This is a genomic window from Micromonospora sp. LOL_013 (assembly GCF_048060315.1).
Lineage (GTDB): Bacteria > Actinomycetota > Actinomycetes > Mycobacteriales > Micromonosporaceae > Micromonospora_E.
Window position 1 is genome coordinate 147,224 of record NZ_JBHMIQ010000003.1, and the last position, 14,950, is coordinate 162,173.

Here is a 14,950-nt window from a genome sequence, read left to right on the forward strand (position 1 = left end):
GGTCAGTCGGCCAGGACGAAACCGCTGGCCGCCGCCACCCCTTCCAGGTAGCCACGGGCCCGTTCCGCCTTTGGGTAGCGGCCGACGAGCTCCCAGAACCGGGCGTTGTGGCTCGGTACGACCAGGTGCGCCAACTCGTGCAGCAGGACGTAGTCGATGACCCAGTCCGGCATCTCCTGGATCCGGTGGGATATCCGAATGGTCCGGTCCGCCGGGGTGCACGACCCCCAGCGGCTGTTCTGGTTGGTCACCCACCGGACGCTCGCCGGGACCACGACCCGGGCGTGTTCCGGCAGGTAGCGGTCGACCAGCCGGCGGGCCCGGCCGATCAACTCACTGTCTGACCGGCGAAGGCGTTCCTCCCGGGCCGCCAGCCGGGCGAGCATCCGGTCCACCCACTCGGTCTCCTCGGCCCGGGAGAACTGGTCCGGGATGAGGATGACGACGCGTTCGCCCTCCCGGTACGCGGACACCGTCCGGCGTCGGCGCTGGCTGCGCCGCACCTCGACGACCGGCTTACGCGCCCCTGCCATCAGCGGCCCGCGCAGCCCCGGGTTTCGCTCACGATGGCACGCTAATCCGTACTGACCAGGGGAACGCAAGAGGCAACACGGCGTATCGAGGGTGAATCACCCCTTTTGGGGCCGATTGTCGCGAAAAAAGTTACCCACTCGACCGCCGTACGTCGCGCCCGAGCCGCTCAAGGTCACCGTAGGCGATCACGAAGAGGTTTTCACCTCCACCCCCCGGCCCACGATCGCCTGCGGATCTTCTCCCGGCGTGTCACTGCGAATCTGACTTATCCGATCTATTGCGGCATGCACACTCTCGACGTCGACTTACTCACAGTGTCGGTGAATTGTTGACATGGAACCGCCCAGTCCTGGGTAGGGTCCGCGGACCGGCGGTCAACAGTGGCCGCGGAGAAAATCCCAGCGCGCGGCGCCGCCGACGGTCGCCGCGAGCGGGTGCACGCCGGGTCTGCAACCACCCGGCGAGGAGACGAGGAGGGGCACCGTGGCCGACCAGGCCCAGACCTACAACGGTTACTGCGTGAAGTGCAAGGAGAAGCGCGATTTCGAGGGCACTGTCGAGGTGTCGAAGACCGGCATGAACATGGCCAAGGGCAAGTGCCCGGTCTGCGGCACAACAGTCAACCGGATCTTGGGCAAAGCCAAGGTCTGACTTGCGGCGCTGCGTCGAAGGGGCGGCTCCGGCCGCCCCTTCGACGCGTGGCCGGACCCGCCCGACGCAGCGTAGAGCGGCCCGCCACAAAACACCCGACCAACATCGAGTGGCGCACCGCTCTACGCTGCGTCATGTCCGAGCCGCGACACCACCCCGACAGGGCTGTGGAAAACTCGCCGGAATCTGTGGATAACCGAGGACGCGCGGGGCACAGGCTGTGGATAACGAGCCAACGGGCGTTTCGTTACGGTGACAGCCTGTTGTTCATGCCCACCAATCCCCTGCTCAGGCCGACTCTGTTGCCCGGCCTGGCCCGCCTCTGGCGGGACCGCGCCACCCTGCAGCTCGGCTCGGATCCGACGCACGCCGTACTGCTCGACCTCACCGACCCGGCACAGTCCCAGCTGCTCGACCTCCTCGACGGCAGCCGGTCGACCCGCGCCGTACTGGACCACGCCGCCCGGCTCGGCGTCCCGGCCGACCAGGCCCGGCATCTGCTGGACATGCTGATCGCCCGGGGCCTGATCGTCGGCGCGCACACTCTGCTGCCAGCGAACCTGCCAGAGCACGCCCGGCACCGGTTGACCGCAGAGGCGACCGCCCTGGCGCTGCGCCGCGACGAGCTTCCCGGCACCCCGGCGCAGATCCTGCGGCGACGGGCCGCCGCCCGGATCGTGCTGACCGGCCGGGGCCGGCTGGCCCGGCCGCTGGCCGTCGCGGTGGCCGAGGCGGGGATCGGCCACGTCGCCATCGACCTGGCCGGTACTCGCGATGCCCGGGAAGCCGTCGCCACCGCCGTCAGCCGGGCCGTCCCGGGAGTCGAGACCCGCCCGGTACGGCGCGGCCAGGCCACCCTGACGGTGCTGCTCGGCGCCGACCGGCCGGCCAACCTGCTCGCCGCGAGCTACGCCCGGCACCGGCAGGCCCACCTGCTGGTCGACATCCGGGACCGGACGCCGGCAGTCGGCCCGCTCGTGCCGCCGACCGGTACCCCGTGCCTGAACTGCCTGGACCTGCACCGTCGGGACCGGGATCCGGGCTGGCCGCAGCTGGCGTCCCAGTTGTGCGCGATCGGCCCGGCGACGATCTGCGACTCGGCGACCCTGCTGGCCGCGGTGAGTGTCGGGACGGCCGAGATCCTGGCGTTCGTCGACGGTGGTAGCCCGGAGACGATCGGGGCGGCGATCGAGGTGCACGCCCCAGCCCGGCTGCGGCGCCGGGCCTGGCCGGCCCACCAGGATTGCCACTGCCACCGGCGCCGGCCGCGCCGCTGCACCCCGGGGCGGAGCCCTGCCGATGGCGTGGGTCACGCGCAGGGGGTTGGTGGCATGAGCCACGCTCAGGGAGGGGTCGCGGTACGCGATCGTCGGTAACAATGGCCAGGTGACCGATATCCCGCGCTGGGCCGTGTCCAGGACCGCCAAACTCGCCGCGCTGCCGATCGGCTTCGCCGGCCGCACCGTCCTGGGGCTGGGCAAGCGGGTCACCGGGCTCGCCTCCGACGTGATCTCCACCGAGATCCAGGAACGCACCGCCGAGCAGCTGTTCAGCGTACTCGGGCAGCTCAAGGGTGGTGCGATGAAGGCGGGACAGGCGCTGTCGGTGTTCGAGGCGGCGCTGCCGGACGAGCTCGCCGCCCCGTACCGCCAGGCCTTGACCAAACTGCAGGAGGCCGCTCCGCCGTTGCCCGCCGGATCGGTGCACAAGGTGCTGGCCGAGCAGCTCGGCGCCGACTGGCGGGAACGGTTTGTCGAGTTCGACGACCGTCCGGCCGCCGCGGCCAGCATCGGCCAGGTGCACCGGGCGGTGTGGCACGACGGCTCCGCAGCGGGCCGGCCGGTGGCGGTCAAGGTGCAGTACCCGGGGGCCGGCGACGCCCTGCTCGCCGACTTCAAGCAGTTGTCCCGGCTGAGCACCATGTTCCGGGCGATCCAGCCCGGGCTGGACATCAAGCCGCTGCTGAACGAGCTACGGGACCGGCTGGCCGAGGAGCTGGACTACGAGCTGGAGGCGGAGTCGCAGCGGGCGTTCGCCGTCGCGTACGCCGACGACGACCAGATCATGGTGCCGGCGGTACTCGCCGCCGCGCCCCGGGTGCTGGTCACCGAGTGGATCGACGGCGTCCCGCTTTCGAAAATCATCTCTTCCGGTACGGCTGACCAACGCGACCGGGCCGGGCTGCTGATGGCGGTGCTGCACTTCTCCGCGCCGGCTCGGGCCGGGCTGCTGCACGCCGACCCGCATCCGGGCAACTTCCGACTGCTCGACGACGGCCGGCTCGGCGTGGTCGACTTCGGCGCCGTGGCCCGGCTGCCCGGCGGGCACCCCGAGCCGATCGGCCGGCTGGTCCGGCTGGCGCTCGACGGGGACTCCGACGCGGTGGTGACCGGGCTGCGCGACGAGGGTTTCATCAAACCGGACGACCCGATCGACGCCCCGGCGGTGCTCGACTTCCTGCTGCCGATGCTGGCGCCGCTGGCGGCCGAGGAGTTCCAATTCACCCGGCAGTGGCTGCGCGACGAGGCGGCCCGGCTGGCCAACCCGAAGTCGCCGGCGTACCAGCTGAGCCGGCATCTCAACCTCCCGCCGGCCTATCTGTTGATCCACCGGGTGACGCTCGGCTCGATCGGGGTGCTCAGCCAGCTGGAGGCCCGGGCCCGGTACCGGGACGTGGTGCGGCGCTGGCTGCCGGGTTTCGCCCCGACCGGCTGACCCGCACGGACGGCCGGGGCCGTGGTCAGACTCATGGCCTGGTAGACGGATAGTGCCCGGTCCCCGCTGTGTTCAGCGGGGACCGGGTTCGGTCAGCGCCCGCTCAGGCTGCGGGCCCAGAGGTGCCGGGCCTGCATGGCGACGGTGCGGGCGGATCGGGGTGCCTCAGTACGCGCGGTGCCGGCCTGAGGCGGTTGCATTCGCGCCCGGGAGAGCGCTTCGGTGAGCAAGTGCATGACGGCTTCTCCTGTGCTGGTCGGTGCTGCGGTGTGGGTTGTCTGTGCCGGCGCCCGGCCGGTGGTCAACGTGCTCCGATGCATGTCAGGCCGCCAGCCGGACGGTGCCGCGGGAGCCGGCGACCCCGTTGGCCGCCATGCGTGCCTCGACCTCGCCCCGCAGGGCGGCGTCGCGGGCCAGGTCCTCCTTGCGTGGCCGGCCCCGGGGCCGCTTGCGCGGCACGACCGCACCCCGCTCGAAGATCTCGCCGCCCCAGACGCCCCACGGCTCGGCCCGCTCGATCGCCCCGGCGAGGCACTCCACCCGCAGCGGGCAGTCCACGCAGAGCGACTTGGCCAGCTCCAGCTCGGTCGGGGAGTCGGAGAACCACAGGTCAGGGTCGAACTTCCGGCACGGCAGCTCCGCCACGACGTCCGGCTGGCCCGTTGCGGCCGGCCGGCACCCCGGCTGGTAGTCGCTGCGGTCGAGAGTGGCAAACGCCAGACTCATCGCCCGGTCACCTCTTTCTTTCGCTTCGATCTCGTAGATCGCTTCCGACTTGCTCGTACCTGTGCGGCGACAAAAACTAAGGCCGCGGATCCCGGTTGCGGGTTCCGCGGCCTCGAGGTGAGCCGGTGTGGTCTGGTGTCAGACCGGCCTTCCTCGAGGTGGAACACCGCGGGCAGCATCCATGAACGGCTTTTCGGCCGCCGGGATGGTGGTGCGAACGCTGCCTTCGGAGCTGCTGGTGCCAGTGGTCGCCGCGACTACGGACGCACCCCGGAACCGGACCCAGCCCTGATCGACGCCAGCCCACCCGGTGACCGTGCGGTGCTGCCCGGTCGGACCGGCGGGCACCGTCGTCGGCACGGCGAGCCGGAGCCGGTGGGTCTGCTCGACCTGAATCTGAATCTGGATCTGGTGCGCCCCTGCCGAGTGACCGATGGGCGCGACGGCGGCCAGATAGCCACCGACCGTCGGAGCGCAGGCAGCGGTCAGCGTCGACAGCGCGGAATTCTCGTAGCTCAGCACCGTCGTCACCTCCTGCCTGGACTCGTCACGGAAAAACCCTCCACCCCGACGGAGCAGCGAGAACACCCACTGCTCGCGAGGTGTGACCTGAGGCTAAGCCTCTTGCGACGCCGGGGGCAAACCATTTTCCGGGTCGGATTCCGAACTTTTCTGCCAGTCAAGATCATCTACGGCCGCGCCGCCCACCAGAGCGTGCACCGACGGACCGTAGAGCCCCAGCTTGCGGGGGCCGATCCCGGCGATAGCCAGCAACTCAGCGTCGCTGCCGGGCCGCCGCTCGGCGATCGCCAACAGGGTCGCGTCGGTGAACACCACGTACGCCGGCACCCGCTGCTCGCCGGAGACCCGCGACCGCCATGCCCGCAGCCGGTCCAGCAGCTCCTCGTCCAGATCCGACGGACAGGTGGCGCACCGGCCCAGCTTGCGGTCGACGCCGGCCAGCAACGTGGTCCCACAGACCCGGCAGGAGACCGGCTGCCCGCGGCGGCGCTCGCCGGGGCGGCCCGCCCCCGGACCGCCGCGCTGAGCACCGCCGGCACCACCGCCCGAGCGGTCCAGCTGCGGCAGGAACCGGCAGGGCCGGCGGGCCCGCCCGCCCGGCGACCGAGCGGCACCGTAGGACAGCCACAGCCACTGCCGGGCCCGGGTCACCCCGACGTAGAGCAGCCGGCGCTCCTCCTCCAGTTGCTCGGCGGTGCGGGCGTACGTGGTGGGCAGCGTCCCGTCGGCGAGCCCGACCAGGAAGACCGCGTCCCACTCCAGGCCCTTGGCCGAGTGCAGCGACGCGAGGGTGACTCCGGCGACGGTCGGCACGTGCTGCGCCGCCGCCCGCCGCTGCAGCTCGGCGCAGAAGTCGGCGAGCGGAACCGGACGTTCGCTGACCGCCGCCTCCCCCACCGGTACCAGCACCGGTTGGGCGCCGAACTCCTCGGCCAGCTGGACCAGCGCGGCGAGCGCCTCCCAGCGTTCCCGCGCCGCCCCGCCCGGCGGCGGCTGGTCCGGGGTCCAACCCACCGCGGCGAGCCCGGCGGTGACCGCCTCGGTCAACGGGGTCTCCCCGGGCGTCGACCGGACCGCCGAGCGCAGCGCGACCATCGCCTGCCGGATCTCGGCGCGTTCGAAGAACCGCTCCGCGCCCTGCACCACGTACGGCACCGCCGCCTCGGCGAGGGCCTTCTCGTACGCCTCGGACTGGGCGTTGGTCCGGAACAGCACGGCGATCTCGGCGGCCGGCGTACCCGCCGCGATCAGCTCGGCGCAGCGCGCCGCGACCGCCGCCGCCTCGGCCGGCTCGTCGGTGAAGATCCGCACGTCCGGCTCTGGGCCGGGATCACGCTGGCCGACCAGCTCCAGCCGCAGCCGGGCCTCGGCGCCCCGGGCCTGTTTGATCACCGTGTTGGCCAGCCCCACCACCTGCGGTGTCGACCGGTAGTCGCGGACCAGTCGGACCACCACCGCGTCCCGACAGCGCCGGGCGAAGTCGACCAGGTACGCCGACGTGGCACCGGTGAACGAGTAGATCGTCTGGCTCGCATCGCCGACCACTGTCAGGTCGTCCCGCTCCCCCAGCCAGGCGTCGAGCAGCCGCTGCTGCAACGGGTTGACGTCCTGGTACTCATCCACCACGAAGTGCCGGTACTGGGCCCGGACCTGCTCGGCGACGTCCGGGTGCTCCTCGATGCCCCAGATCGCCGCCCGCAGCACGTCCTCGAAGTCGATCACGCCGTTGCCGCGCTTGATCTGCTCGTACCCGGCGTACACCTCGGCCACCTTGGCCGGCTCGTGCGGAGTCTCCCGCAGCGCCTTCGCCGCCGCGACGGCGTACTCGGACGGCTCCACCATCGACGACTTCGCCCACTCGATCTCACCGGCCAGGTCCCGGGCGGCGGCCCGGTCGGTGCGCACCCCGACCCGGCCGGCGGCGAGGGTGACCAGCCGGACCTTGCTGTCCAGCAGCTCGGGCATCTCTCGGCCGCCGAGCAGCCGGGGCGCGAAGTAGCGGACCTGGCGCAGCGCCGCGGCGTGGAACGTCCGCGCCTGCACCCCGCCCACGTTCAGCGCGCCGAGGCGGGCCCGCATCTCGGCGGCGGCCCGCGCGGTGAAGGTGACCGCCAGTACGTGCCGGGCGGCGATCTCGCCGGAGAGCACCCGGTAGGCGATGCGACTGGTGATCGCCCGGGTCTTCCCGGTGCCGGCGCCGGCCAGGATGCAGACCGGCACCGCCGGAGCGGTCACCGCCGTACGCTGCTCCGGGTCCAGCCCGCTCAGCACTCGGCCTGGTCCTGGGTCTGAGTTGGTATCGGCCGCCACGGGTAGGAATCATCGCAGCCTCGCGCGACGTTGCACCGGCTAGCCCGGGTGCCGCCCGGGCCGGAACTACTGCGCCCCGGCACCGCCCGGGGCCGGCGACCCGGCGGGCGAGCGCCCGCCGTGGCCCGACGACCGCGGAGGACCTGCTGATGTTGACCATGTATTCGACCAGTTGGTGCGGCTACTGCCACCGGCTCAAGTCGCAGTTCGACCGGGAGCGGATTCCGTACGAGGTGGTCGACATCGAGCAGGACACCGAGGCTGCCGCTTACGTGATGGGGGTCAACGGCGGCAATCAGACGGTTCCGACGGTCCGTTTCCCAGACGGTTCGGCATTGACGAACCCGAGTATCGTTCAGGTTCGGCAGCGGCTCAGCGACCTCGCGGCGAGCTGAGTCGCACTCACGGTCCGTCCGCCGCTGTGCACAACGTCGCATTTGGCTAACACGCCCACCAGAGGACCCCACCGAGGCAGCAATCGGGCCATACTGTTTCGGGCCGTGACCCACATCGCCGCGACATTGGCGGTCACCAAACGGATCGGGGGTGGTTTCCGGTGCAGCCCGAGGAGCCCGAGCAGCCCATACCGAGCCCGAACCTGCGTCGTCGCCGCCTCGGCAGCGAGCTGAGGCGGCTACGGGAGAACGCCGGACTGACCGGTGAGCAGGTGATCGAACGGGTGAAGTGGGCGTCCGCGTCCAAGCTCTCCCGGCTCGAGAACGGGCGCAGCCGGCCGGGGGTCGGCGACGTGATGGACCTGCTCGACCTGTACGGCGTGACCGGGACCGAGCGCGACGATCTGGTCGGCATCGCCCGCGACGCCGGCAACACCCGAGCCTTTCTCAGCTCGTACGCGGTGATGACCAGCCTCCAACGGGCGTACGCCGAGTTGGAGGCTGGTTGCACCGGAATCCAGGAGTACGGCGCGGTGATCATCCCGGGCCTGCTGCAGACCTCCGCCTACGCGAAGGTACGCATCCTCTCGGCGCGCCCGCTGGTGGAGGTGGTTGACGAGCGCACCGCCGGACGCCGGACGATCCTGCAGAAGGCGACCAACCACCGGACCGCCAATCAGAAGCGCAACGCCGACGACCCGGACACCGAGGTCGCGGCCCGGCAGTCCCGGCAGTCGATGCTGCTGCGCGAGAACGGAGCACCGAAGTACACCGCGGTACTGGAGGAGGCGGCGGTCAGCTTGCGCTGCGGCCCACCCGACGTGATGGTGGCGCAGCTGAAGCATCTGCTCGCCATGGCGCAGCTGCCCAACGTCACCTTGCGGGTGCTGCCACCGAACGCCACGGTGGCCTCCTGGTACCTGTCGGAGACCGCGTTCTCGATCTACCACTTCGCCGACCCGGAGGACCTGAGCGCGGTGGCGATCGAGACGCTCGCCGCCGACATGATCGTCAACGACGTGCCGGTGCTCGAACGGTACGGCCAGGTCTTCGACTGGCTCTGCGGGGCGGCCCGCAGCCCGCAGGAGTCGATCGACTGGCTCAGCGACGCCGTGGCCCGGCACGTCGCCGCCGGCGCCACCGAGCTTGACTCCGTACCCGACGGTGCCGCCCCCTCCTCCACCCCTGCCCCGCTGTCCCCGCCCGCTGCGGGCGGGGCAGGCCCCGGCCGACCGGCCGGGCCGCCGATCCAGCGTGGACCGCACGAGCGGGCCACGCGCCGGACCGGCCAGGCGATCCCGGACTGACCGACGGTCCGCCCGCCCGGTCCGCTTGACCAGCAAGGAGCAGGAATGAACCCAGCAGATCAGTCCAGCGTGCGCGTCCCCGGTCCGACCCCGCCCGCCTGGCGCAAGAGCAGCCGCAGCCAGAGCACCAACTGCGTCGAGGTCGGGGCGACGGCGGGTCACCGCGCACCGGTGCTGATGCGCGACAGCAAGGACCGCCGCGGGCCGGTGCTGTCGTTCGACCGCACCACCTGGCGTGACTTCATCGACAGCGCCAAGGACGGCGAGTTCGACCTGGTCTGACCGCCGGCGCCGGACGGCGGGTCGAGCCGGGTGGCCAGCGCCACCCCGACCCGGCTCGACCCCGACACCACCTCCACCGAACGGACATCAGGATCGATCCGTTCGTCAGGTTTGACCGACCATCGCAACGGGTTCTCCTTCTGCGGCGACGACCGATGGAACTTCCAGCAGGAGCCTGTCCGACCTGAGCCATCGGCCGTCCTACCCAGGTCACCGGTTGCTCGGAGTCGTTCATGCGATACCTGATCGTCCGCACGGAGATCCGCGCGGTGGCACACGACGAACTCATCGCCGCGGTCCGCACCGGCCAACGCATTCGCGACGAGCGGACCGCACCCGAGCCGCGCCGGCAGACGGTCTGCGCGGAGAACCTCGAAGCGGCCTTGCACCTGGCCCGCGCACTGTCCACCGTCGGGCCGGTCCGCTCCGGCCGGCAACGGGTGAAGGTGGTGCCGGTCCCGCCCATCGGCTGACCGGCACACGCCCCGGCGCAGGCCCGACCGGCACCCGCCCGGTGGGGTCCGGCGCGGCGGTCACCGACCGGGGTCCGGTGCGGCCTCCGCCACCCAGCTGCGGATCAGGAACGCGGCGATCGACGCCGGCGGCGCGAACCGGACCGGGTACCCGTCGCCGGAATCGAGCCGCTCACCCGCCAGCCCGGCGGCCACCTCGGCCCGGGTGAACCAGCGCGCCCGGATGATCTCCTCCGGTTCCGGCCGCAGCGGCTGCTCCGGGTCGACCCGGCCGAGGTAGCCCAGCATCAGGGTGCCCGGGAACGGCCAGGACTGGCTGCCGACGTACCGCGTCGCGGTCAGCGTCAGACCAACTTCCTCGGCCACCTCGCGGGCGACCGCCGACTCGGCCGACTCGCCGGGTTCCACGAATCCGGCCAGGCAGGAGTAGAGCCGGCTGGACCCGTCCCCACGCCGAGCGTGGTGGTTGGCCAGCAGGCACCGCCCGTCCGGGCCGGAACCGCCGTCGGTCAACAGCACGATCACCGCCGGATCGGTCCGTGGCCAGCTCCGCGTACCGGTGTCGTCCACCCGGGACCAGCCACCGTCGGTCGCCCGGGTCGGCAGACCGGACGCCGCCGAGTAGCGGTGCCGGGCGTGCCAGCCAACCATCGCCGCGGCGGTGGTGAACAGCCCGGCGTCCCGGTCCGACAGCAGATGGCCGACCTCCCGGACGGTCACCGACCGCAGCTCCGGCTCAGCCACGGACGACGGTGGTACGGCGTCGACCGCGAAGACCGGGGTGCCGTCATCGACCGTACCGATGAAAATGCGATCGGTGACTTCGACGGCGGGTGCCTGGTCCGGGCACACCAGCACCAGGGCGGTCCCGTCGGCACCGTCGCGCACCAGCGCCCGGCCACCCGCCGCGCCGTCCACCACCAGCACCAGCGAACGTGGCCAGGCCCGCGTCAACCACTGCGGATCCCGGCGGTACGGCGCCGCCCGGTCCATCGCGGCGCGGGCCAGCGGCGGTTCTGTACCGGCGGTCGGCTGCGTACCGGCGGTCGGTCCGACGGAGGTGTCACCCGGCGGCATCGGGCACTGCCGCACCCGGCCCGACTACGCCGGTGACCGACGCGTCGGACGTTTCGACCTCGGTCAACGCGGCGACCGGACCGGCGATCCGCGCGACGTCGCCGAGCACCACCCCCGTCGTCAGCGCCGGTGCCAGGTAGCGGGTCGCGGCGGCCGCCACCTCGTCGCGGGTCGCCGAGACAAGCCGCGCCGTGTGCTCGGCGAGAAACTCCAATGGCAGGCCGAACCCGGCGTAGGTGCTGGCCAGCCCGGCCAACCCGGCCTGTGTCGACATGCCCAGTTGCACGCTGCCGACCGCGTACTGCCGGGCCTGTTCGAGCTCGTCGACGTGGGGCGGCAGCACCGCGAGTCGGCCCAGCTCGTGCAGGGTCTCCAGCAACGCGGGCGCGGTCACCTCGGTCGCCACATCGGCGGCGAGCAGCAGCACCGATCCGGCCACCGAGTGTTCGACCATCGAGTACGGGCCGTAGCTGTAGCCCTTGTCCTCGCGGATGTTCTCCACCCAGCGGGACGAGAAGTAGCCGCCGAACACCATATTGGCCAGCTGCAGGGCGGCGTGGTCCGGGTGCCGCCGGTCCACCGCCGGCAACGCGATCCGCATCGACGACTGCACCGCCCCGGGCCGGTCGACCAGCAGCAACGGGGCCGGACGCGGCGCGGGTGCCGCCGGCAGCGTCAACTGCCGGCCACCGGCCGGCCAGCCACCGAGCACCTGCTCGGCGGTGTCCAACACCCGGGCCGGTGACACATCGCCGACCAGCACCAGGTGCGCCCCGGTCGGCCGGACCCGGTCGGCGTGCAGAGCGCGCAGCCCGGCCGGCCGGACGGAGCGGACCTGGTCCACCCCGGGCACCGATTCGGCGTACGGGTGTCGGCCGTACATCCGCCGGGACAGCGCGGCGCGGGCCAGGTGCGCCGGCTGGCTCAGCGCCACCTGGATCCGGTCGGCCAGCCGGGCGCGCTCGATTGCCACCTCGCCGGCCGGGTACGTCGCCCCGGTCAGCACCTCGCCGAGCAGTTCTAGCATCCGCCGCAGCCCGGTGACCAGCCCGGCACCGGCGACCAGCAGCCGGTCGGCGTCCACCCCGGCGGACAGACCGCCACCGACCGCCTGCAGCTCGGCGGCCAACTCCACGCCGGACCGGTCGACGGTGCCGGAGAACAGGGTCTGCGACAGCACCGTCGCCCTGGCCAGCGGGGCCCGCGCGAACGGCACCCAGAGCCGGACCTCCACCAGCGGCACCGACGGCCGGCGGACGGCGATCACCCGCAGCCCGTTGTCCAACGTCCGCTCAGCCACCTTGGGCAACGGCGGTCGACGGGTCGGTCCGAGCGGCGGCAACGGCCTCCGGGTGGGGGCGGCGGTCACTGGGCTCCTCCGGGGACGACCTCGATCGTGGCGCGGCGGTACGGACGTAGGGTGGCGGCGGCGGCACGGACCTGTGTCTCGGTGACCGTGCCGAGCATCCGCGGTAACTCGTTGAGCAGCTCGGGGGTGCCCCGCTGCTGCTCCAGCACCGCCATCCGCAGCCCTCGGCCGAGCACCGCGTCGGTGTCGCGCAGCAGGTGGGTGGCCATCCGGGCCTGCACCCGGGCCAATTCGCCCCGGGCGAAGCCGTCGACGGCGAGCCGGTCGAGCTCCTCGTCGACCGCGCCGAGCACCTTGTCGACGTCGCCGCCGGGCGGCAGGTGCGCCTGCAGGACCAACGCCGACGGGTCCCGTACGTCGAACGGCTCCCCCTCGAACGACAGGTAGCCGCCGAGGCTGGTGACCGTACGGTCGCCACGCACCAGCCGCTCCACCAGCCGGGCCGCGTCACCGTCGGTGAGCACCTCGGCGAGCACCACGTACGGCAGGTAGCCGGCCAGGTCGTCGACCGGGTCCGGCACCCGCCAGGCGGCGGCCACCGCCGGCAGCGGAGCCAGCGGATCGGGGTACGTGGTGCGCCGCTCGGTGGTCAGGTCCGGCTCGGCGAAGCTGGGGCGGGCCGGCGCCGGCCGGGCCGGGACGTCCCCGAAGTGCCGCTCGACCAGGCCGGTCGCGGCGGTGACGTCGAAGTCACCGGCGACGGCGAGCACCGCGTTGCCACTGGCGTAGTAGCGGGTGAAGAACTCGGCCGCCTCCCCGACGGTGGCGCTGTCCAGATCGGCGAAGGAACCGTAGCCGTCGTGCGCGTTGGGGAAGGTGTCGAACAGCACCGGCGGCAGCCGAAGCCAGGGAAATCCGCCGTACGGCCGGTTGAGCACGTTGACCCGGATCTCCTCCTTGACCACATCGACCTGGTTGCGCAGGTTCTCCTCGGTCAACTGCGGGCCGCGCATCCGGTCGGCCTCCAGAAACAGCGCCCGCTCCAACGCGTTGCTCGGCAGCACCTCGTAGTAGTCGGTGTAGTCCAGGTGGGTGCTGCCGTTGAAGGTGCCGCCGGAGCCCTGCACGTGGCGGAAGTGCGCCAGCTTCTCCAGGTTCGCCGAACCTTGGAACATCAGATGCTCGAACAGGTGCGCGAACCCGGTACGCCCCGGTGGTTCGGACCGGATCCCGACGTCGTAGACGACCGCGACGCCGACCACCGGCGCGCTGCGGTCGGGCGCCAGGACCACCCGCAGGCCGTTGGGGAGGGTGAACCGCTCCACCGGGTACGCGGTCGCCGGGATCCGCACTGTACGCGCCACGCACCGACCCTAACCTGTCGTCGACAGTCCTCGGCGTACCGCCGGATCATTCGACGCGCACGGATGCGTACAGGTCGTCGACCACCCAGTCGAGCTGGCGGTGGGTGCCGGGAATGGAGACGAACAGCACCGCGGCGGTCGGCCGTCCGACGTCGATACAGGCGACCGCCACCAGTTCGTCGGTGGCCTGCAGGCCGGGCTGGGTGAAGTGCAGCCGGAACACCGTTAGCCAGGCGGGTCGCCCACCGATCGAGGTCCGCTCGTCGCGGATCAGGTCCATCCGGTTGGGCTGCGGGTAGTACTCGGCACGGACGTCGGCGGCCACCTGCCGGCCGACGCACTCCAGGTCGAGGGAGAGCGCGTCGTTGTCGGCGGCCGGCACGGCGGCGGACAGGATCGAGGCGTGGTAGTCGCTGAACCCGTTGTAGTCCGCCTCGGTCACAAAGTGCTGCCCCACTTTGTACGGCACCTGCAGCGCCCCGGCGTTCCACACCGTCGACCACTGCCGCCACGGTTCGCCGTACTCGGTGTACGAAATGCCGGCGTCCGGGTCGACGGTGCGCGGCCCGGACGGTTCGGGCAGCGCGGGAGCCGGCGTCGGGTCGGCCGGCGAGGGTTGCCCGCCCGGTCCTGCACTGGGGCCGGGGCAGAGCTGGGCCAGCGGCGGCCGGACATCCGGCGGCGGGTCCGGGCTGCCGAACGGGTCCGGGTTGCCGCTGAGCACCAGCACCAGCACGGCGACCAGACCACCGGCGAGCACCACGGCGGCGGCACCGCCGAACCACCACAGTCGTACCCCGTCCCGGCCGCCGCGCCGCGGGTCGGTCGGCGGTGGCCCCGACCCCCCGGCGCCCGGGCCGGTCGGCGGCCCGGTGGGCGGACCCGCACCGGCACCGGCGGCCGGGTACGGGCGGCCGGACCGGGTGACCGGCCCGGCGGACCAGCCCACGGCGGTCCCGGACGTTGACCGGTCAGACGGCAGCGAAGCAGACATCTGTCCTAGTGAAGCACTCGACGGCGGGAAAACCGGCAGCGCCCCGACCGGTCCGGTGGATCAGCGCGGGGCCGCTTCGATGTCGGTGGACCGTACCGGCGGGTCGGGTGCGTGCAGTTCGACGACGACCGGCCCGGCGCCAGCGGTCGGACCGGTGTACCAAGGAGTGACGACAGAAGTCAGGGCCAGCAGCACGCCGAGCATCGCGACGCCGACGACGAGCAGGATCTCCCTCGTCGCGCTGGTCTCGGCTGTCATCTCCACCCGACCTCTCTGCCCGGGGGTCCCGGC

At 72.2% G+C, this 14,950-nt stretch carries 17 protein-coding genes; 7 read left to right on the plus strand and 10 right to left on the minus strand.

The annotated features are described in order from the left end of the window. Window positions 1-2: 2 nt before the first annotated feature. The gene (locus ACFHWS_RS03725) at window positions 3-533 is read right to left on the minus strand and encodes a M48 family metallopeptidase (RefSeq protein WP_278167200.1); all 531 of its coding nucleotides are present in this window, start codon (window positions 531-533) and stop codon (window positions 3-5) included. Window positions 534-1,017: 484 nt separating this feature from the next. On the opposite strand from ACFHWS_RS03725, the gene ACFHWS_RS03730 reads away from it, so the two are divergent. The 3 genes from ACFHWS_RS03730 to ACFHWS_RS03740 all read left to right on the plus strand — a co-directional run bounded on the left by ACFHWS_RS03730 (window position 1,018) and on the right by ACFHWS_RS03740 (window position 3,900). Next, a complete protein-coding gene (locus tag ACFHWS_RS03730; RefSeq protein ID WP_233606684.1) occupies window positions 1,018-1,185 on the plus strand; it encodes a DUF5679 domain-containing protein in 168 nt (55 codons plus the stop codon). Window positions 1,186-1,454: 269 nt separating this feature from the next. Next, complete coding sequence (locus tag ACFHWS_RS03735) at window positions 1,455-2,561, plus strand: hypothetical protein (protein WP_416552240.1); 1,107 nt, start codon at window positions 1,455-1,457, stop codon at window positions 2,559-2,561. 10 nt (window positions 2,562-2,571) lie between these two features. Next, window positions 2,572-3,900 (plus strand): ABC1 kinase family protein, encoded by a 1,329-nt coding sequence (locus ACFHWS_RS03740; RefSeq protein WP_416567632.1) that lies wholly within the window; start codon window positions 2,572-2,574, stop codon window positions 3,898-3,900. Window positions 3,901-3,992: 92 nt separating this feature from the next. On the opposite strand, the gene ACFHWS_RS03745 is transcribed toward ACFHWS_RS03740, so the two are convergent. The 4 genes from ACFHWS_RS03745 to ACFHWS_RS03760 all read right to left on the minus strand — a co-directional run bounded on the left by ACFHWS_RS03745 (window position 3,993) and on the right by ACFHWS_RS03760 (window position 7,419). Further along, window positions 3,993-4,136, minus strand: coding sequence for a hypothetical protein (locus ACFHWS_RS03745; RefSeq protein ID WP_416567633.1), 144 nt, complete (start codon window positions 4,134-4,136; stop codon window positions 3,993-3,995). Between the two features lie 85 nt (window positions 4,137-4,221). Continuing rightward, window positions 4,222-4,626, minus strand: coding sequence for a WhiB family transcriptional regulator (locus tag ACFHWS_RS03750; RefSeq protein WP_278167197.1), 405 nt, complete (start codon window positions 4,624-4,626; stop codon window positions 4,222-4,224). Between the two features lie 138 nt (window positions 4,627-4,764). After that, window positions 4,765-5,148, minus strand: coding sequence for a hypothetical protein (locus ACFHWS_RS03755; RefSeq protein ID WP_416567634.1), 384 nt, complete (start codon window positions 5,146-5,148; stop codon window positions 4,765-4,767). A 93-nt stretch (window positions 5,149-5,241) separates the two neighbouring features. Further along, complete coding sequence (locus ACFHWS_RS03760; RefSeq protein WP_416552236.1) at window positions 5,242-7,419, minus strand: ATP-dependent DNA helicase UvrD2; 2,178 nt, start codon at window positions 7,417-7,419, stop codon at window positions 5,242-5,244. A 188-nt stretch (window positions 7,420-7,607) separates the two neighbouring features. On the opposite strand from ACFHWS_RS03760, the gene ACFHWS_RS03765 reads away from it, so the two are divergent. The 4 genes from ACFHWS_RS03765 (at window position 7,608) to ACFHWS_RS03780 (ending at window position 9,915) form a co-directional block, all read left to right on the plus strand. After that, window positions 7,608-7,853, plus strand: coding sequence for a mycoredoxin (locus ACFHWS_RS03765; protein WP_123605336.1), 246 nt, complete (start codon window positions 7,608-7,610; stop codon window positions 7,851-7,853). A gap of 161 nt (window positions 7,854-8,014) precedes the next feature. Then, entirely contained in the window at window positions 8,015-9,160 is a 1,146-nt protein-coding gene (locus tag ACFHWS_RS03770; protein WP_416552235.1) for a helix-turn-helix domain-containing protein, read from the plus strand. A gap of 45 nt (window positions 9,161-9,205) precedes the next feature. After that, entirely contained in the window at window positions 9,206-9,442 is a 237-nt protein-coding gene (locus ACFHWS_RS03775; RefSeq protein WP_416552234.1) for a DUF397 domain-containing protein, read from the plus strand. A 233-nt stretch (window positions 9,443-9,675) separates the two neighbouring features. Further along, window positions 9,676-9,915, plus strand: coding sequence for a hypothetical protein (locus tag ACFHWS_RS03780; protein ID WP_416552233.1), 240 nt, complete (start codon window positions 9,676-9,678; stop codon window positions 9,913-9,915). Window positions 9,916-9,975: 60 nt separating this feature from the next. Here the strand turns inward: ACFHWS_RS03780 and nudC are convergent, their stop codons facing one another. Genes nudC through ACFHWS_RS03805 form a run of 5 tightly spaced genes read right to left on the minus strand, consistent with a single transcriptional unit; the run spans window position 9,976 to window position 14,917 of the window. After that, entirely contained in the window at window positions 9,976-10,992 is a 1,017-nt protein-coding gene (gene nudC / locus ACFHWS_RS03785) for an NAD(+) diphosphatase (protein ID WP_416552232.1), read from the minus strand. Continuing rightward, a complete protein-coding gene (locus ACFHWS_RS03790; RefSeq protein ID WP_416567635.1) occupies window positions 10,979-12,361 on the minus strand; it encodes a M16 family metallopeptidase in 1,383 nt (460 codons plus the stop codon). Before ACFHWS_RS03790 ends, nudC begins: the two co-directional genes overlap by 14 nt. Continuing rightward, the gene (locus ACFHWS_RS03795; protein ID WP_416552230.1) at window positions 12,358-13,665 is read right to left on the minus strand and encodes a M16 family metallopeptidase; all 1,308 of its coding nucleotides are present in this window, start codon (window positions 13,663-13,665) and stop codon (window positions 12,358-12,360) included. Before ACFHWS_RS03795 ends, ACFHWS_RS03790 begins: the two co-directional genes overlap by 4 nt. A 46-nt stretch (window positions 13,666-13,711) precedes the next feature. Continuing rightward, entirely contained in the window at window positions 13,712-14,659 is a 948-nt protein-coding gene (locus ACFHWS_RS03800; protein WP_416552229.1) for a hypothetical protein, read from the minus strand. A gap of 60 nt (window positions 14,660-14,719) precedes the next feature. Then, a complete protein-coding gene (locus ACFHWS_RS03805; RefSeq protein WP_416552228.1) occupies window positions 14,720-14,917 on the minus strand; it encodes a hypothetical protein in 198 nt (65 codons plus the stop codon). Between the last annotated feature and the right edge of the window lie 33 nt (window positions 14,918-14,950).

What these genes read in the sequence shown, in the direction of transcription:
- ACFHWS_RS03735 (WP_416552240.1), top strand. Translation starts at nt 1,455, where the DNA reads ATGCCCACCAATCCCCTGCTCAGGCCGACTCTGTTGCCCGGCCTGGCC.
- ACFHWS_RS03800 (WP_416552229.1), bottom strand. Translation starts at nt 14,659, where the DNA reads ATGTCTGCTTCGCTGCCGTCTGACCGGTCAACGTCCGGGACCGCCGTG.
- nudC (WP_416552232.1), bottom strand. Translation starts at nt 10,992, where the DNA reads ATGCCGCCGGGTGACACCTCCGTCGGACCGACCGCCGGTACGCAGCCG.
- ACFHWS_RS03775 (WP_416552234.1), top strand. Translation starts at nt 9,206, where the DNA reads ATGAACCCAGCAGATCAGTCCAGCGTGCGCGTCCCCGGTCCGACCCCG.
- ACFHWS_RS03725 (WP_278167200.1), bottom strand. Translation starts at nt 533, where the DNA reads ATGGCAGGGGCGCGTAAGCCGGTCGTCGAGGTGCGGCGCAGCCAGCGC.
- ACFHWS_RS03805 (WP_416552228.1), bottom strand. Translation starts at nt 14,917, where the DNA reads ATGACAGCCGAGACCAGCGCGACGAGGGAGATCCTGCTCGTCGTCGGC.
- ACFHWS_RS03745 (WP_416567633.1), bottom strand. Translation starts at nt 4,136, where the DNA reads ATGCACTTGCTCACCGAAGCGCTCTCCCGGGCGCGAATGCAACCGCCT.
- ACFHWS_RS03750 (WP_278167197.1), bottom strand. Translation starts at nt 4,626, where the DNA reads ATGAGTCTGGCGTTTGCCACTCTCGACCGCAGCGACTACCAGCCGGGG.
- ACFHWS_RS03765 (WP_123605336.1), top strand. Translation starts at nt 7,608, where the DNA reads ATGTTGACCATGTATTCGACCAGTTGGTGCGGCTACTGCCACCGGCTC.
- ACFHWS_RS03780 (WP_416552233.1), top strand. Translation starts at nt 9,676, where the DNA reads ATGCGATACCTGATCGTCCGCACGGAGATCCGCGCGGTGGCACACGAC.